Origin of the sequence: Amycolatopsis vancoresmycina, assembly GCF_000716785.1 — a bacterium.
GTDB classification, from domain to species: Bacteria; Actinomycetota; Actinomycetes; order Mycobacteriales; family Pseudonocardiaceae; genus Amycolatopsis; species Amycolatopsis vancoresmycina.
In genome coordinates, this window is record NZ_JNYY01000016.1 from 17947 (window position 1) to 35391 (window position 17445).

The 17445-nt window shown below is 73.7% G+C and carries 10 protein-coding genes; 4 read left to right on the forward strand and 6 right to left on the reverse strand.

The genetic code is table 11. From position 1 onward, the window contains the following. Positions 1-31 precede the first annotated feature (31 nt). Positions 32-880 (reverse strand): LLM class F420-dependent oxidoreductase, encoded by an 849-nt coding sequence (locus OO60_RS32065; RefSeq protein ID WP_003098909.1) that lies wholly within the window; start codon positions 878-880, stop codon positions 32-34. A gap of 129 nt (positions 881-1009) precedes the next feature. On the opposite strand from OO60_RS32065, the gene OO60_RS32070 reads away from it, so the two are divergent. Both OO60_RS32070 and OO60_RS32075 read left to right on the forward strand, forming a co-directional pair. Then, positions 1010-5173, forward strand: coding sequence for a cation-translocating P-type ATPase (locus OO60_RS32070; protein WP_033262746.1), 4164 nt, complete (start codon positions 1010-1012; stop codon positions 5171-5173). A gap of 125 nt (positions 5174-5298) precedes the next feature. After that, positions 5299-6396, forward strand: a complete 1098-nt coding sequence (locus tag OO60_RS32075) for a serine hydrolase domain-containing protein (RefSeq protein WP_004561786.1) — start codon at positions 5299-5301, stop codon at positions 6394-6396. A 131-nt stretch (positions 6397-6527) separates the two neighbouring features. Here the strand turns inward: OO60_RS32075 and OO60_RS32080 are convergent, their stop codons facing one another. The 4 genes from OO60_RS32080 to OO60_RS32095 form a co-directional block, all read right to left on the reverse strand. Continuing rightward, complete coding sequence (locus OO60_RS32080; RefSeq protein WP_004561785.1) at positions 6528-6758, reverse strand: hypothetical protein; 231 nt, start codon at positions 6756-6758, stop codon at positions 6528-6530. Next, positions 6755-7189, reverse strand: a complete 435-nt coding sequence (locus tag OO60_RS32085) for a hypothetical protein (RefSeq protein ID WP_004561784.1) — start codon at positions 7187-7189, stop codon at positions 6755-6757. The genes OO60_RS32080 and OO60_RS32085 overlap by 4 nt, the downstream gene beginning before the upstream one ends. Positions 7190-7224: 35 nt before the next feature. Continuing rightward, positions 7225-13929 carry an RHS repeat-associated core domain-containing protein gene (locus tag OO60_RS45125; protein ID WP_244885615.1) on the reverse strand — a complete coding sequence of 2235 codons (6705 nt, stop codon included), beginning with the start codon at positions 13927-13929 and terminating at the stop codon, positions 7225-7227. A 172-nt stretch (positions 13930-14101) separates the two neighbouring features. Beyond that, positions 14102-14680 carry a helix-turn-helix domain-containing protein gene (locus OO60_RS32095; protein WP_003094202.1) on the reverse strand — a complete coding sequence of 193 codons (579 nt, stop codon included), beginning with the start codon at positions 14678-14680 and terminating at the stop codon, positions 14102-14104. 111 nt (positions 14681-14791) lie between these two features. Here OO60_RS32095 and OO60_RS32100 point away from each other — a divergent pair, with 111 nt between their 5' ends. Further along, a complete protein-coding gene (locus OO60_RS32100; protein ID WP_003094205.1) occupies positions 14792-15274 on the forward strand; it encodes a DinB family protein in 483 nt (160 codons plus the stop codon). Positions 15275-15325: 51 nt separating this feature from the next. Here the strand turns inward: OO60_RS32100 and OO60_RS32105 are convergent, their stop codons facing one another. After that, the gene (locus OO60_RS32105) at positions 15326-15739 is read right to left on the reverse strand and encodes an STAS domain-containing protein (RefSeq protein ID WP_003094207.1); all 414 of its coding nucleotides are present in this window, start codon (positions 15737-15739) and stop codon (positions 15326-15328) included. A gap of 180 nt (positions 15740-15919) precedes the next feature. On the opposite strand from OO60_RS32105, the gene OO60_RS32110 reads away from it, so the two are divergent. Next, positions 15920-17428 carry an MFS transporter gene (locus OO60_RS32110; RefSeq protein WP_003094209.1) on the forward strand — a complete coding sequence of 503 codons (1509 nt, stop codon included), beginning with the start codon at positions 15920-15922 and terminating at the stop codon, positions 17426-17428. Positions 17429-17445 lie beyond the last annotated feature (17 nt).

Below are 17445 nucleotides of genomic sequence, written 5' to 3' on the forward strand. Positions count from 1 at the left end.
ACACTGTTTCTCACTCACGACCCCGACCGGGCTAACCGAGGCCGAACCGCGCCGCGAACGCCGCCAGCTCCTCGCGACGGCGGGCGGGTTCCGCCGTCCCCGGCGTGACGACCACCCGCGTCACGCCCTGCGCGGCCAGCTCCTCGACGTCCTCTGTGGACATGTCCAAGCTCCCCCACCGCGTGTACTGCAGGGCATCCGGGTCGCGGCCCGCCTCCTGCGCCGTCGTCCGGGCCAGGTCGAGCTGGCGGCCGCGTTCCGGTGCGGTCAGCCTGCCGCCCGGGAAGTAGCCGTCGCCGCGCCGGCCCGCCCGGCGCGCTGAAGCCGTGCTCGACCCGCCGACGTGGACCGGGAGCGCGGCCAGCGGCTTCGGGAAGCTGCAGACCCCCTCGAAGGAGAAGAACTCGCCGTCGAAGTCCACGCCCTCCTCGCCACCGGCCCACAGCAGCCGCAGCACGTCGATCGCCTCGTCGGCCCGGCGGCCGCGGGTCGCGAAGTCCACTCCGGCCGCCCGCGCCTCGCCGGGCAGCGCGCCGACGCCCACCGTGAGCAGCCGCATGCGGCCACCGGAGAGGACGTCGACCGTCGCCAGCCGCTTGGCCAGCACGACCGGATGGTGGTACGGCAGCAGCAGCACGCCGGTGCCCAGCAGGATGCGGTCGGTGACGGCGGCGACGAAACTCAGGCACTCCAGCGGATCCGCGTACGGCAGCGACGGCGGCAGCTCCATCGGCCCGATCTTCGCGCCGGGGTGGAGCGCGACGTGCTCCGGCAGGTACAACGACTCGAACCCGCACTCCTCGGCGTCCCGGGCGAACCCCGCGATCATGTCCGGGTCCGTCCCGAAAAACGGCGTGCTGTAGCTGATTCCGAACTTCACCCCGCCGAAGCTAGACGTTGACGCCGGCGTCAAGGCAACACGCGGCCCGTCCCGCGATCGGGCGGCCCGGGGTTTGACCGCCGTCCACCGGGGAACGCCGCGGGGACGGTCGGCCGGCGGAGGTTCGGAGTGTTCGGAGCGTTGTTCGCGGTGACGAAGGCCGGGGCCACGCTGGCCCTGGCCGGTCCGGTCCTCGTGACGCAGCAGGCGAAGAAGGTGGTCTCGGCGCTCGTCCCGGCCGCCGGGGAACTGGCCGCGGGCGCGGCCGGGACCGCCGGGGAAGCGACCCGGGCGACCGGCCGCACCGCCGTGCGCGCCACGCGGGTCGCGCGCAACGCCACGGGCACCCGCACCGCCGTGTGGCGGGCCGGGCGGCGGCTCCACGTGCCGCTGCGGCCCGGTGCGCACGCCGACGTCGGCGCGTTCGCCGCCGAGCTGGCCGGGCACGCCGACGTCGCCGGGGCCTATTGGGACGGTGGGCTGGGCAGCGTGGTGGTCTACCTGGCCGAGGAGGAGGCAGCGGACCGCGTGCTCGGCTGGCTGGCGAACCGGTGCGAAAAGCACGGGCTCACCCCGGCCGAACCGGGTGACAGCGCCCCCGCGCACCCCGGCGACACCTACGGCGTGCGGGCGGCGGCGCTCGCCTTGGCGATGGACGTCGCCGGCCTGGCCGTGTCGGCGGGCGCCCGCTCGGTGCGGCTGCACCCCGGCGTGCGCGCCGCCGCGTCCGCGGCACGGGAACACCCGGCCGTCCGGGCCGCGCTCGACGAACGGTTCGGCTGGTACACGGCCGAACTGGCGCGGGCGGCCGGGTCCGCCGCGGTGCGCGGGCTCAGCCAGGACCCCGAGGAGCTCGCCCTCGACGCCGTCCTGCGCGCCGGCCAGCTCACCGAGGCGATCGCCCGGCTCACCGCGTTCGACGCCGCGCACGACGAGCTCTGCTCGCCGGACCGGCCCAGCCTCGGCGTGACCCCGCCGCCACGGCGGGTCCGCGCGCCCATGGAGGACTACGCCCGCTCGGCCGTCGGCGGCGGCCTGCTCGCCGCGCTGGCCGACCTGCTGGTGCGCCGCGACCTGCGCGAAGCCGCCGAAGCGTTCCTCACGACGTCCCCGATGGCCGCCCGGTACGCCGACACCGCGTTCCACACCGCGATGGGCACGGCGTTCGCCCGCGAAGGCGTGCTCGTCCGCGACCCCGACCGGCTCAAGGCACTGGACACTGTGGACACCGTCGTGCTGCACGCCGACGCGCTGCACGGCGACGAGGGCCTGGACCCGCACGCCGAAGCCGTGCTGGACGCGGCCCGCCGGGCCGAGGCGCGGGTCGTCATCACCGGGGCGGCCGCCCGCGAGCGGCTCGGCGAGTTCGCCGCGCTCGCCGACGACGTCACCGACGAGCCGTTCGCCGCGCTGGTGAAGCGGCTGCAGGACGACGGCCGGGTCGTGCTCACCGTCGGACGGCCGCCCGCGCGGTGCACCCCGGGCTGCGACGAGGTGGCCGGCCTGTTCGCCGGTGACCTCTGCGTCGCGCTCGCCGACCGGGACGCCCCGGTGCTGTGGGGCGCCGACCTGATCGTCCGGCCGGGACTGACCGGGGTGTGGCGGGTGCTGCGGGCCGCGGCCGCCGCGCGGGCGAACAGCAAGCGGGCCACGCGCGTGGCCACCGCGGGCGGCCTGATCGGCGGCCTGCTGCTGATGTCACGCCGCCGCCGTCCGCTGGTCCCGTTCCTGCCCCGGCTGGACCCGGTCCTGCTCGGCGGCCTGACCGGGCTGACCATGGGCACGGTCGCCGCAGTGCGCGTCGCCGCGGCCCGGCCACCCGCCGGCCGCGCCCGGATCGCCTGGCACGAGCTCACCGGCGACGAGGTCCTCCAGCGGCTCCAGGCCGCGGCCCCCGAACCGACCCACCGTGACCTGCTGACGCGGCGGGTGCGGGCGGCCGCCGTCGCGGTGGCCCGGCACCCGGCCGCGGCGCCGGTCCGGTTCGGGACGGGCCTGGCCACCGACGTCGCCGCCGAGCTGAACGACCCGCTCACCCCGGTGCTGGCCCTCGGCGCGGTCGCGTCCGCGGTGGTCGGTTCGCCGGTCGACGCGCTGCTGGTGGCCGCGGCGATGGGCCTGAACGCCGTCGTCGGCGGGGCCCAGCAGTTCCGCGGCCGCCGCGCGCTGGCGAAGCTGCGCGACGACGAACGGCAGCGGGCCCGCCGGGCGGGCGGCCGGGTCGTCGACGCGCGGGCGCTGCGGCCCGGCGACCGGATCGAGCTGCGCACCGGCGACGTCGTCCCGGCCGACGCCCGCCTGCTCACCGCGAACGACCTCGAGGCCGACGAATCCGCGCTGACCGGCGAGTCGCTGCCGGTCGCCAAGCAGCTCGACCCGGTGCCGGGCGCGCCGATGGCCGAGCGCAGCTGCCTGGTCTTCGCCGGCACCACGGTGGTCAGCGGGGAGGGCACGGCCGTGGTCGTCGCGGTCGGCCCGGAGACCGTGGCCGGCCGGGCGGTCGAGCTGGCCACCCGGACCGCCGCCGCGGTGGGCATCCAGGCGCGGCTGCAGGAGCTGACCCGGCGGGCCCTGCCGCTGACCATGCTCGGCGGCGCGCTCGTCACCGGCCTGGCGGCGATCCGCGGCCGTCCGCTGCGCCGGGCGCTGGCCGGCGGGGTGGCGATCGCCGTCGCCGCGGTGCCCGAGGGGCTGCCGCTGGTGGCCACGGTGGCGCAGCGGGCGGCGGCCCGGCGGCTGTCCGCGCGCGGCATCCTCGTCCGGGCCCCGCGGGCGCTGGAAGCACTGGGGCGCCTGGACGTCGTCTGCTTCGACAAGACCGGCACGCTGACCGAGAACCGGCTGCGCGTGGTCACCACGACCGGGCCCGGCGGCGAGGCGCGCGAGCCGGAACCCGGTGACGCGGTGCTGCGGGCCGCCGCCCGCGCCTGCCCGGGCACCCTCGACGACCCCCACGTCCGGGCCCACGCCACCGACCACGCCGTGCTGGAAGCCGCCGGCCCGGACGGGGACTGGACCGAGCTCGCCGGGCAGCCGTTCGAGGCGAACCGGGGCTACTCGGCCACGGTCGGCCGGGCCGGGGACGGCGAGCCGGTGCTGGTCGTGAAGGGCGCCCCGGAGGTCGTCCTGCCCGCCTGCACCGGCGCGGCCGAGCCGGCCCGAGCCGCGGAAGCGCTGGCGGACAAGGGGCTGCGGGTGCTGGCGGTGGCGACCCGGACGGCCGGACCGGAGCTCGGCGAGCTCGCGGACCTGGAGTTCCTCGGCTTCCTCGGGCTGGCCGACACGCTCCGGCCGACGGCCGGACCGCTGGTCGGCGGCCTGCGCGCGGCCGGCGTGGCGCCGGTGATGCTCACCGGCGACCACCCGAACACCGCGCGGGCCATCGCGACGTCGCTCGGCTGGCCCTCCGACGCGCCGGTCGTCACCGGCGACGAACTGGCCCGCCTGGACGGCGCCGGCCGGGCGCGGCTGCTGTCCGGCGCCGGCGTGATCGCCCGCGTCGCGCCGGAACAGAAGCTGCAGGTCGTCGAGGCGCTGCGCGAAGCGGGCCGGGTGACGGCGATGGTCGGCGACGGCGCGAACGACGCCGCGGCCATCCGCGCCGCGGACGTCGGCATCGGCGTGCGCGCCCGGGCGTCGACGGCCGCCCGCACCGCGGCCGACGTCGCACTGACCGGCGACGACCTGACCGTCCTGCTGGAGGCGCTGGCGGAGGGCCGCGCGCTGTGGCGCAGCGTGTCGGACGCGGTGGTGATCCTGGTCGGCGGCAACGCGGGCGAGATCGGCTTCTCGGTGCTCGGCACGCTGCTCTCGGGCGACTCGCCGCTGGGCACCCGGCAGCTGCTGCTGGTCAACCTGCTGACGGACCTGTTCCCGGCGATGGCGGTGGCGGTGACGCGCCCGGACGACGACGGCGGCCGGGGCGGCCTCGGCGAGGGCCTCAACCGCGCGATCACCGCCCGCGGCGTGACGACGGGCATCGGCGCGACGACGGCGTGGCTGCTCGGCCGGTACACCCCGGGAACGGTGCGCCGCACGAGCACGATGGCGTTGTGCGGCCTGGTCGGCACCCAGCTGGCCCAGACCCTGCGCGGGCGCCGCCACAGCCCGCTGGTCGTGGGCACGGCGGTCGGCTCGGCCCTCGCCCTGGCGGCGATCGTGCAGACACCGGGGGTGAGCCAGTTCTTCGGCTGCACCCCGCTGGGCCCGCTGGCCTGGGCCGGCGTCGGCGCGGGCGTCGCCACCGGAGCACTGGCCGGCTCCCTGCCGGTCCTGCGCTCGAACCCAGCGTGAGCCCAGCCGTTCCGGCCCGCCCCGGTAGCGCTGGCGCTACCGCCGGTTCGGTGGCCTGCACTCCTGATCTTCCCGACGGATTTCGGCATCGTGAGCGAGGTCGATCCGGACGGAAGGAGCAGAAGATGCGCAAAGGTGTGGTGGTCTTGACCGTGGCGGGGCTGCTGGGGGCCGCGGCCCCGGCGGCGGTGGCGGCACCGCCCCGGGACCCCGTCCAGGAGAAGCTCGATGCGCTGGTGGGCCAGTTCCCGGCCGCGCTGGCCTCGGTGACCCGCGGCGGGCGCACGGTGTCGCTGGTCGCCGGTTCGGCGCGGCTCGGCAGCCGGGTCCCGGTGCCGGCCGACGGGCGCGTACGGGCGGGCAGCAACACCAAGACGTTCACCGCGGTGGTGGTGCTGCAGCTGGTGGCCGAGGGCCGGGTGGAGCTGGACGCGCCGATCGAGCGGTACCTGCCCGGCCTGGTGCCCGGCGGCTCCGCGATCACCGTCCGGCAGCTGCTGCAGCACACGAGCGGGCTGCCGAACTACACCGAGTACCTCGGCCTGGAGGACATCGCGAAGCTGCGGCACCGGTACTTCGAGCCGCACGAGCTGCTCGCCACGGCCTTCGCACACCCGGCCCGGTTCGCGCCGGGGACGAAGTGGGAGTACAGCAACACCAACTACGTGCTGGCGGGCCTGCTGGTCCAGCGGGTGACCGGGCGGCCGGTGGCGGAGCAGATCACCGAGCGCGTGATCCGGAAGGCGGGCCTGCGGAACACGTACTGGCCGACGGTGGGCGACCAGGACATCCAGGGCCCGCACCCGCACGGCTACGCGCGATCGGGCGGCGAGGTGATCGACGTGACGGAGCTGGATCCGTCGTGGGGCTGGGCGGCCGGCCAGCTGATTTCGACCCCGGGCGACCTGGCGCAGTTCTCCCGCGCCCTCCTCGGTGGCCGCCTGCTGCCGGCACCCCAGCTGGCGGAGATGCGCAAGACGGTGCCCGCACCGCTGCTCCCGGGCTGGCGCTACGGCCTGGGGCTGTTCCGAGTCCCCCTCAGCTGCGGCGGCGAGTACTGGGGCCACGGCGGCGACATCCACGGCTACGAAACCCGCGGCGGCGCCACGGACGACGGCCGGGCGGTGGGCCTGGCGGTGACGGCGCTGCCGGGCACTTTCGGCGACGCGGACCAGGGGGCGCAGGCCGTGGTGTCCACAGTGGACGCGGCGTTCTGCCGTTAGCCGGGGTAGCCGCCGGGCCGGTCCCCGCAGGCGGGAAACACGGGACAGTGCATGTCCACCGTGCCGGGCCGGCGGTCCGGCTGAAGCCGACGACCCGCGGCGACACCAGCCCCCCGACGGCGGCGGCGAGGTCAGGAGGTGCCGACCTCGTCGGCGCGGCGGGCGCGGCGCCCGGGAACCTCGACCCCGAGCAGCGACGCCGCCTGCACCGGCAGCTGGACCGGAGACGACGGTGCTTCGGCCGTCGCTGGGATCCAGCCGGTCTTGAGGCTCAGCAATGCCGCCGACGCCGTGAGCTGGCCGGCGCCGAGCACCGCCCGGGTGCGGCGCCGGCTTTCCCGGTCCCGGCCGTATTCCGTCACCCTTCGCGGGGCGGTGGGTCCAGGACACCGATGTACCAGCGGTTGGGGCGGGGATGCCGGTCGAAGGGCTTCACCGAATACGTCGTGTAGCACCAGGACACCAGGACCTGGCGTGGCTCCAACGTGATCTCCCGGTGCAGCGCCACTTCCTTGCCCGCGCCGCTCACCACGAAATCGAGGCGATGGGTTCCGGGCGGGAGGTCGACCCACCGCACCGATCGGTCGTCGACGCTGCCCGCGTACAACTGACGGCGGCCTTCGCGGACGTACACGAATCGGAGATATCGGTAGCCGTTGCGGTTGCTCGAGGGGATGACCGCGTACGCCAGCAGCCCCGTGCGGCCTTCGCGGCGGGCTTTCCGCAGCTTCCGGCGCGCACTCCACTTGAGCTGGCGTGGCTCGAGCGGACGGACCTCGCTGGTGTCGGTCATCCTGGTCACTTTCCTCCGGTGGCGGCGACGCCACCTTAATGGTGGTTCAGGTCGTTGGGGTCCTGGGGCGAGTTGAGGTTGCAGCCGCCCGCGATCGAGTAGCCCAGTGACGCGATGTTCTGCAGCCAGGCGCCGACGTTGAGGCCGCGTTTCGCCTGGCGGTAGCCCCAGCGGCCGATCGCCGAACTGGCTCCCTCCGCCAGCTTGCCCGCCGCCTTCGCGCCGGCGCCGAAGACGTAGCCGGCCGCGCCCGTCGCGACACTCGCCACACTGACCACGCAACTCGCCGCGTTGCTGGTCTTGCACGTGTACCGGGCGTCCGCAATGGACAGTGCGGTGTCCGCGTAGAACAGCCCGTTGGCGAGCATCGACGCGCCTTCCGTGACGCCGACGCCAATCGCGGTGTCGGCGAGCAGGGTGCCGCCGACGAACTCCCCGACCACCGGGATGGCCAGCGACGCCACGGCGAGGCCCACCTCGAAGGCCGTCTTGTGCTCCCAGACGAAGTTCGCCGCCGCGCAGGCCCAGCCGAACCCGGACCAGCACATCCCGGACAGATCGGTCAGGTTGACCGGATTGCCCGCGACGTAGGCGTACGCGCTGTGCGTGCTGTCGACCTGCGGGTCGACCGTCAGGAACTCCGCGGTGCCCGGGTCGTAGTACCGGGCGCGCAGGTAGACCAGCCCGGATTCCGCGTCGGTGTACTGGCCGGTGTACCGGAGCGGCGTGTCGGCGGAACCGGACGCCGTCGTCGTGCCGTACGGCGTGTAGGTGTAGCTGCCGGCCACCGCACCCGCGCCGGTGAGCAGCGCGAGCGTCGAGCCGACCTGGTCGTGGACGTACCAGAACGCCCCGGCCGCGCCGACCTGTTCGATCGGGAGGCCGTCGGGGCCGTAGAGGTACTCGTTCGTCCCGTCGTTCAGGACGTTCGGCGTCGAGCCGGCGTCCCAGACGAACGTGGTCGTCGTCCCGCCGGACGTCTTGGACATCCGCAGGCCGTCGCCGTTGTAGCCGTAGGTCGCCGACGTCGTCCCCCGGGTGAACGCGTTCAGCCGCCCCGCCTGGTCGTAGCCGTAGGTGGCCGGGCCCGCTGTCTTGCGCTCGCCCGAGGCGCCGAACGTGTAGCTGACGGCACCGGCCGGGACGGTGCCGCACCCGGACGTGCCCGCCGAGCCGCTGGGCAGCGTCCAGCAAAGCTGCCCGGCTGCGTCGAACGCCTGGGTCACGGCGCCGAGCTGCACCGGGTTGTCCGCGGCGTCGTCGGTGTAGGTGTTCGAGCCGTCGGAGGCGAGCTGCTCCTTGGCGTTGTACCCGAACGTCTGGGTGGCCGGGCCGACCGTGCGGGACGCCAGCTGGCCGGCTGGGTCCCGGCCGTAGGTCGCCGCCACCGCCGTGGTCGAACCGGTCACGGCGGTGGTGCTCGTCAGGTGGTCGCTGTCGTCGTAGCCGTTGGTCACGGTGGTGCCGTTCGGGTACGACGCCGTCTTGACGACGCCGTCGCCGTCGTAGCCGAAGGTGGTCTTGTTCCCGTTCCAGTCGGTCACCGTCTTGAGCCGCTCGGCGTCGTCGAACGTCCGGACCACCGTGCTGGTGCGCCCCGGGTAGGTGATGCCGGTCTGGTTCCCGTTGTCGTCGTACCCGTACCCGACCGTCGCGCCCGAGCCCTGCGTCTGCGAGGTGACTTCGCCGAAGGTGTTGTAGGTCCAGATCGACGTGCCGGTCCCGTCCGTCATCGTCGTCCGGTGACCGGCCGGGTCGTAGCCGTAGGTGACCTTCGGCGTCACGCCGTCGGAGTAGGTCATCGACTTGAGCTGGCCCGCCGGGTCGTACCCGTTCGTCGTGACCCGGCCGGCGGGGTCGGTGGCGGTCAGGGCGTGCCCGGCCGGGTCGAAGTGCACGGCCGACGTGCGGTTGTCCGGATCGGTGCGGGAATTCTTCCGGCCCTGCCCGTCGTAGCCGTAGGTCGTCTTGGCACCGAGGCCGTCGATCGTGTCGGCGACCGTCCCGTCCGGGTTGAAGTCCGTGATCGAGGTCGAGTTGTCCGCCTGGGTGACCTTCACCGCCTGCCCCACCGGGTCGAAGGTCGTGACGGTGGTCTTCTGGTTGGCGTCGGTGGCCGACGTCCGGTGGCCGTCGGCGTCGAAGTGCGCGGACGCGGCGTGGCCGAGCGGATCCGTTGTCAGCGTGACGTTCCCGTAGGCGTCGTGGCCGTAGGTCGTGCACCCCTTGGCCGGCGGGGTGCAGCCGGTGGTGACGCCGGCCGCGCTGCCGTTCCCGTCCACCGTCGAGACGAGCAGGCCGGTCGACGTGTCGAACCCGGACTGCGTCCTGTCCCCGGCGGCGTCGGTCACCGACACCCGGTCACCGAAGGCGTCGAACGCGACGCCGGTGGTCTTGCCGTTGGGGTCGACCGCGCGGGTCTGGTCGGCCGGGTGCGCCGGGTCGTCGTAGTAGAACGCGGCGGTCCGGACCGGCGCCGGCCCGAAGTTGCCGGTCGTGGATTCCACGACGTTGTTCGCGCGGGTGACCGTCCTCGACGTCAGGTCCAGCCCGCCGCTCACGCCCGAGGGGACGTGCCCGGCCTGGTCGTACTGGTTGACCGTGGCCACCCCGTTGGCGTCGATGGTCTCCAGGAGGTTCGCGGCGTCGTCGTAGACGTAGTCGGTCGTGAACCCGAGCGGGTTCGACTCGGAGGTCTTGTTGCCGTGATCGTCGTAGGTGAACGTGTGCAGGGCGCCGTCGGGGTCGGTCTGGGTGGAGACGCCGAGGGTGACCGGGTCGTAGGTGTAGGACGTGGTCCCGGCGTCGGGGGTGCCGTAGCCCAGGGTTTCCGAGACCAGCAGCCCGTTCTGGTAGGTGTCCAGCTTCCGGTGGCCGCTCGGGTCCGTGACGAGGGTCTGCCCGGCGGCCAGGCCGCCGTCCGGGCCGTAGGTGAACGTCGTGGTGTGCCCGTTGGCATCGGTTTGCGTGTGGACCCGCTCGGCGCTGTCGTACACCATCGACGTCGTCGCCGAGGCCGGCCCGCCGAAGTTGGCCGGGGACCGCATCGACGTCATCAGGTGGTTGCCGTCGTAGGTGTACTGGGCGTGGTCGTCGTCCTTCAGGACGGGGGCCCGGGTGGTGCCGACGCCGTAGACGTCGGTCAGGTTGCCGTTCGCGTCGTAGCCGTAGGTCACGGTCCGGCCGGCCGCATCGGACAGGCCGCTGATGTGGTTTCCCGTCCAGCCGAGCGTGTAGGCGCGGCCGCCGGGGTCGGTGATCGTGGCCAGGTGACCGGCACCGTCGTAGGCGAGCGTCGTCCGGTAGGCCGGCGACGCCTTGCTCCCGGCGAGGTCCGTCTCCGCCGTCAGGTGCCCGCTCGCGACGTCGAAGGTGAAGATCTCCCTGCCCCGCCGCGTGTAGGTGTAGGTGCTTCCGGACTTCACCAGCGCCGCGTCGAACCGCGGCGCGGCCGGGGCGAAGGCGCTCCCGGTCGCGGTGAAGGCGACCGCGGACCCGTCCTCCTGCTTCACCGTCACGTTCCCGGTGGCGGAGTCGGTGTTCGCGGTCAGGTTGTACGAATACGTCCAGCCCCAGCCGAACGGCCCGTCCGCGGCGAGGGTCTTGTTGGGCCCGTTCGGGTCGGCGATGCTCCCGGCGTAGCTGCGGGTGAAGTTCAGCGGCAGGCCGCGCCCGGGAGTGGTCAGGTCGGTGAATTCGTCCCCGAAGTAGCCGGTCGCGGTGTCGACCGGGTCGCCGGCGGTGCGGCGGGCGCAGCCGCAGGCGATGAACGCCGGATTGCTGCCGCGCGGCTCGTCCTGGATCCCGGGCGGGCCGCCGATCGGCTGGCCCGGCGTGCCGCCCTGCGGCACGAACGCGATCGCGTCGAAGGCGACGTCGAAGTCCGAATAGCCGTAGCCGCCCTGGTCCTGGGAGCTGCCGTTGTTGTTCAGCGTCACGTTCGCGCCGTTCTGCATGGCGAACGTGCCGATGGTGACCCACTGCTCCGAGTTCCACGCCTGGTTCACGCGGAACTTCCACGGCGAGACCCCGCCGCCCGGGTTGATGGTGTAGACCACATTCGTGGCCTGCGCGCCGAGGCCGGGCAGGTGCAGCTTGACCTTGTAGTACTGCAGCGACGGCAGGTTCGGGGTCCACACGCCGGTGTTGATCAGCGCCGGGTTCGAGCCGTCTTCGGTGTGGGTGAAAAGGACCCGGCCGCCGAGGCCGGTGCCGAGCTGGTGGGTGTCGATCGCGCCGATCGGGTCGCCCGCGGAGTTCGTCCCGTACGTGTAGGTGAACGTGCCGTTGCTCGACCAGTTCGCGCCGCCGCAGCCCTGCAGGTTCAAGCGGTTCGGCTCGTCGTCGACGATGATGGCGCCGGCCGGCACCTTGGCCGTGTCCTGGCTGCACGTCGGCGGGTTCTGCGTCGGGTTCGCCGGTTCGGAGCCGCCCGACACCGCGTACGGGCTCGTCGCGCACGTCGTCGCGCAGCTCGGGATCCACGTCACCGGGTTGTGCCACCAGCACTGGAAGTCGTCCAGCATGCAGTGGCTCGCGCCCGGGTTGGAGGTGTTGGTGCTGGTGGGATCGCACTGGTTGGCCGCCGGCGAGCACATGGCGGTGTAGGGGGCGGGCTGCACCCAGTGCTGGCCGCCGTTGTACGTCGGCTTCGCGTACGCCGGGTTGCTGTAGCGGATCAGCGGGCTCGCGGTCCAGCCGAGCACCCGCTCCTGGTACGGCCAGCTCGCCGGGTGCGCCGCGTCGGCGTAGGTGTCCTGCAGGTACGGGTCGCGGTTGGGCGGGTAGTCCAGGTTGGCCGGGTTGTTGGTCCAGCCCAGGCCCCACGTGCCATGCGGGCCGGTGCAGGACGGGCCGGGCGTGCAGCCGGTGGTGTTGCCGTTGGCCGCGTTCGGCTGGACGCCCGAGTTGTACGCCCAGGCCGCGAAGTACCAGTTCTCCAGGTAACGCGGGTCGGCGTTGTTCGCGGTGATCCCGGCCGCGTAGAGCTGGTTCCAGGTGGTCTCCAGGATCTGCAGGCCGGCGGCGATGTTCTCCTGGTAGTCGACCGCGACCTTCCACTGGCCGTGCTCGGACAGCGAGTGGTCGCCGATGTGCATGCCGTCGGTGACCTGGCTGATGCCGTACCCGCAGTCGGAGGCGGCGTAGTTGATCGAGACGATGTCCCCGCCCGCGCCGTAGTAGCTGGCGATCAGCGGGTCGCCGGCCGTGCCGGCGGGCGCGTGCCACGACGCCTGGGACCAGTTCGACTCCTGAGCCATGATGCCCTCGAAGATGGACCGCGGCACCGAGTTCGAGCCACCCGCCGGGTGCGACAGCGGGATCAGCGGGAAGTCGCTGTTGGGCGCGTAGGCGACCAGGCCCAGGTTGCCGAAGCCGGCCGGGCGCGTGTACGCGCTGCCGGTCAGCAGGCCCTGCTCGGCCAGCTGCACCGCCCAGTTCACCTGCGCCGGGTTCGGCTGCATCACCTGCCGGTTGGCGGCCAGCGGCGGCACCGCGCACTTCGGCGTCTGCGCCTGGGTGGTGTTCGGCGCCGCCTTCGGCGCCGCCGCGTCGCCCTGCGGGCTCAGCCGGTTCTGGTGCGGTGCCTGGGTGGCCTTGGGCGCGGCGGAATACGCAGGCACGGCGGTGAAGGCGGCCCGGACGGCAGCCGGGACGGCGGGGGCGAGCACCTTGCCGGTGTTCGTCGCCAGCAGCGCGGGCGACGACTTCCGGCCGTCGCCGTCCGGGCCGAGCAGCGCGTCACCGTCCAAAGAGGACGCTTCGGCGCCGTGCGCGAGCGGGCCGTCGCCCACGCTGCGCACGCCCGCGGCGGCCAGCGCGGCGGGCGCGGCCGGGACGGCACCCGAGAGCACGGCGTGCCCCGCGCGGCCCTGGAACAGCTGCACCCGGCCCAGGTCGCCGGAGCCGAGCGGGGTGACCACGCCGCCGTGCTCGTGCGCGGCGGTCGCGGTGCGGGTGCCCGGCGTGGTGTGCAGGAAGCTGACGCCGCCGTCGGCGGCCGGGCGCACGTCGTAGACGTCACCGGGCAGGGTGGCCACCACCGCGGGATTTCCCTTGGCGGGCACGGAAACCAGCCGGTTGCCGGCCACGCCGACGATCCCGGACGCGGCCGGGACCGCGGAGGTGATCTGCCCCGGCGTGGTCACGTCGGCGTCGATCTTGCCGGTGGCCAGGCTCGCGGTGAGCAGCCGGGTCCGCCCGTCGAGGGCGACGGTGAACACGGCGCTGCTCCCGGTGCCGCAGCCGGGCGAGTAGTACTTGAGGCCGACGCCGCCGGCCAGTGCGTGCACGGCCCCGGAGCCGAGGTCGACGGAGTAGGCGAAGGCGCCGTGGTCGCGCGCGGCCTGGGTGTTCACGGCCGAGGCGGGCAGGATCGCGACGGCGGCGTACTTCCCGTCGCCGGACACGCACTGGTAGCCGGTCCACGAGCCGTCGTCGAACCCGGCCGGGTGCAGCAGCGCGACCTCCCGCCACGCGAACCCGGCGGGTTCCCGGCCCAGTTCGACGTGGTAGCCCTGCGCGTCCCCGTAGCCGTCGACGGCGACGTCGGCGGATTTCGCCGCGCCCGGCCCGAAATCCGCCGGTTTCGGCGCCGCGGCGGACGGTGCGGGTGCGGGTGGTTTCGGGGCCGCGTCCGCGACCGAGGTGGCCGCCCCGACGAGGGCGAGCACCGTGCCCAGCACGGTCAGCACCCGGAACCCGGACATTCTTCGCGCGCGATCGATCCCACCGGACACGGCAGATCCTCCCCCTGAAACGAGCGGCACCGGAAATCGGGCCACCACGGGAAAATCTAACTGTCCGCCTCGCGGGACCCATCACCCATTGGAGTGATCTTCGAATCCGGGCGGCATTACCTTTTCTTGGGATTTCCCGTGTCCCAAAAGGACAATCGCGTCGAAACGGGATTCAGCGCGTGCGGGCGCGCAGATGGGCTCGTTCGCCCTGGCGGCCGAAGAGGATGAGGAGCTCGACCGGCTTCCCGTCCGCGGTGCCCAGCCAGTGCGGGACGCTCGTGTCGAACTCCGCCGCTTCGCCGGGCGGCAGCACCAGGTCGAGCTCGCCGAGGACCAGCCGCAGGTTCCCGTGGAGCACGTACAGCCATTCGTGCCCCTCGTGGATCCGGTGGTCCGGCACGGGCGGCGGATCGGCACCGGGGATGACCATCTTGTACGCCTGCATCCCGCCCGGCCGCCGGGACAGCGGCACGAACGTCATGCCGTGGCGGCGGATCGGCGAGAGGTGGATGCGCGGGTCGCCGGTGCGCGGCGCGCCGACGAGGTCGTCGAGCGGGACGCCGTAGGCGCGGGCGAGCGGCAGCAGCAGTTCCAGGCTCGCCCGCCGCTGCCCGCTTTCCAGCCGGGACAGCGTGCTCTCCGACACCCCGGTGGTGCCGGCGACGTCCGCCAGCGTCAGCCCGCGGTGCCGGCGCAGCGCCCGCAGCCGGGGGCCGACGGCGTGCAGCACGTCCTCGAAGTCGTCGCTCACCCGGCCAGCTTGCCGGAACCGCAAGAAAGCGTGCCAGAACCGCCAGGGCCGGGTCAGGGTGGGCTCGTGCCGACATCGACTACCTGCGCCCACCCGCCGAAAGGAGCCACGATGCCCAGGACCCGGCGGCGGGACACCCCGCCCCCGCGCACCGGACCGGCCGAGAAGGAGGTGCTGCGCGGTTTCCTCGACCACCTGCGGGCCGCCGTGGCCGCCAAGGCGCGGGACGTGCCGGAGCCGCAGGTCCGGACGCCCGGCGTGCCCTCCGGGACGTCGCTGCTGGGCCTGGTCCGGCACCTGGCGCACGTCGAACGGTTCACCTTCCTCGGCGAGGAACCCGCCTCCTGGCCCGGCACGTTCCGGCCGGACCCGGAGGAGACCGTCGCCTCGGTGCTGGCGGACTACCGCACCGCGTGCGCGCGGGCGGACGCCGTCATCGACGCCTGCCCCGACCTGACGCAGCCGGTGGCCCGCCCCGGCCGCGCCGCGCCGTCCCTGCGCTGGGCGCTGGTCCACATGATCGAGGAAACCGGCAGGCACGTCGGCCACGCCGACATCCTCCGCGAGCTGATCGACGGCAGCACCGGCCGGTGACGAGCTCCGCGGTGGCCGAGCCGGCGGCACCGACCATCCACTGTGGACAGTTCAGCTGTTCCACATCTCGGCGGTGAGCCGGAGGAACTCGCTGCCGTCACCGGCGCTCAGCGCGGCGGCGCGGTCGGGGTAGCTGTCCAGCACCCGGTTCGCCCCGGTCAGCAGCAGGGCGCGGCTGACCACCGGGTTGCCGCCGGTGACGATCCGGAGGCGGGCGCTCAGCGCGGCGGCGTGGTCGGCCGCCTCGCACAGCACGCGGACCCCCGCCGCGCCGAGGAAGTGCACCTCGGCCAGGTCCAGGAGGAGCACCCGCGGTGCCGGGCAGCGGTCCAGCGCGGCGCCTACGGCCCGCACGACGAGCAGCACCGTGCCGGCATCGAGCTCTCCGGCCAGTGCCAGCACCACCGGCTTGCCGGGCGAGCACGACACCCGCAACCGCCCCGCCGGGGCACCGGACGACGTCACGCGAGCACACCCATCTTCGAGGACCGGCACGAACAGGACGCGGCCCCACCCGCCCCACATCAGGTTAATGACGCTCCCCCGCTGATCACAAGCCGTGACCGCGTCGGTCGACCCGATCGTGTTTCACCGGGACCGGGCGGGGGAAGCCACGCGGGGCGGTCCGCTCTCAAGGAGGTTGTCATGGCGGCAACACCCGATCCGGCGTCGACCGGGGTGCGCACGCTCATCCCGGCGCGCATCGACCGGCTGCCCTGGTCCCCGTTCCACACCCGGATGGTCGTCGCCCTCGGGGTGGCCTGGATCCTCGACGGCCTGGAGATCACGGTGGCCAGCGCGGTCGCCGACACGCTCACCAAGCCCGAGACGCTGCACATGTCGTCGGCGGCGGTGGGCCTGCTGGCGACGATCTACCTGGCCGGCGAGGTGGTCGGGGCGCTGTTCTTCGGCAGCCTGTCGGACAAGCTGGGCCGCCGGAACCTCTTCATGCTCACCCTGGCCGTCTACCTGGTCGGCAGCGGCCTGACCGCGCTGACCCTGGGCAACGGGGCGGGCTGGGTCGTCTTCCTCTACGCCACCCGGTTCGTCGCCGGCATGGGCATCGGCGGCGAGTACGCCGCGATCAACTCCGCCATCGACGAGCTGATCCCGGCCCGCTACCGCGGCCGGGTGGACATCGCCGTGAACGGCACCTACTGGGCCGGGGCGGTGCTCGGCACGCTCGGCACGTTCATCCTGCTCAACCGGATGGACCTGTCGCTGGGCTGGCGGCTGGGCTTCCTCATCGGCCCGGTGCTCGGCCTGGTGATCCTGCTGGTGCGGCGGCACCTGCCGGAGAGCCCGCGGTGGCAGATCATGCACGGCAGGGCCGAGGCCGCCGAGGAGTCGATCCGGCAGATCGAGCAGGAGGTCGAGCACACCGGCCGCAGCCTGCCGCCGGTCGACGAGTCGAAGGCGATCGAGGTGACGCCCGCCGAGCGGATCGGGTACCTGGCGCTGGCCAGGGTGCTGTTCCGCGACTACCCGTCGCGGGCGATCCTCGGCGCTTCGCTGATGATCAGCCAGTCGTTCCTCTACAACGCGATCTTCTTCACCTACACGCTGGTGCTGGGCAAGTTCTACGGGGTGTCGTCGGCGGCGACGCCGATCTACCTCATCGCGTTCGCGGTGGGCAACCTGGTCGGCCCGTTCACCATCGGCCACCTCTTCGACACCCTCGGCCGCCGGAAGATGATCTCCGGGACCTACGTCGTCTCCGGGGTCCTGCTGGCGATCACGGCGGTGCTGTTCTACGCGGGCGCGCTCAACGCGATCACCCAGACGATCGCGTGGTGCGTGATCTTCTTCTTCGCCTCCGCGGGCGCGAGCGCGGGCTACCTGACGGTGAGCGAGATCTTCCCCCTGGAGGTCCGGGCGAAGGCGATCGCGGTGTTCTTCGCGATCGCGCAGTGCTTCGGGGCGCTGGGCCCGGTGATCTACGGCGCCCTGATCGGAACGGGCGAGCACCCGGTCCGCCTGTTCATCGGCTACCTGCTCGGCGCGGCGGTGATGATCGCCGGCGGCCTGGTGGCCCGGTTCCTCGCGGTCGACGCGGAGGGCAAGTCCCTGGAGGACATCGCCCAGCCCCTGGCCGCGGCCGGCCGCCGTGGCCGCACCCGCGCCGAAGGAGCCTCCTCGCCGTTCTCGACCTGATCCATCCCCCGGCCCGA

Coding starts and splice junctions, on each gene's coding strand:
- OO60_RS32075 (WP_004561786.1), top strand. CDS start 5,299: ATGCGCAAAGGTGTGGTGGTCTTGACCGTGGCGGGGCTGCTGGGGGCC.
- OO60_RS32085 (WP_004561784.1), bottom strand. CDS start 7,189: ATGACCGACACCAGCGAGGTCCGTCCGCTCGAGCCACGCCAGCTCAAG.
- OO60_RS32100 (WP_003094205.1), top strand. CDS start 14,792: ATGCCCAGGACCCGGCGGCGGGACACCCCGCCCCCGCGCACCGGACCG.
- OO60_RS32110 (WP_003094209.1), top strand. CDS start 15,920: ATGGCGGCAACACCCGATCCGGCGTCGACCGGGGTGCGCACGCTCATC.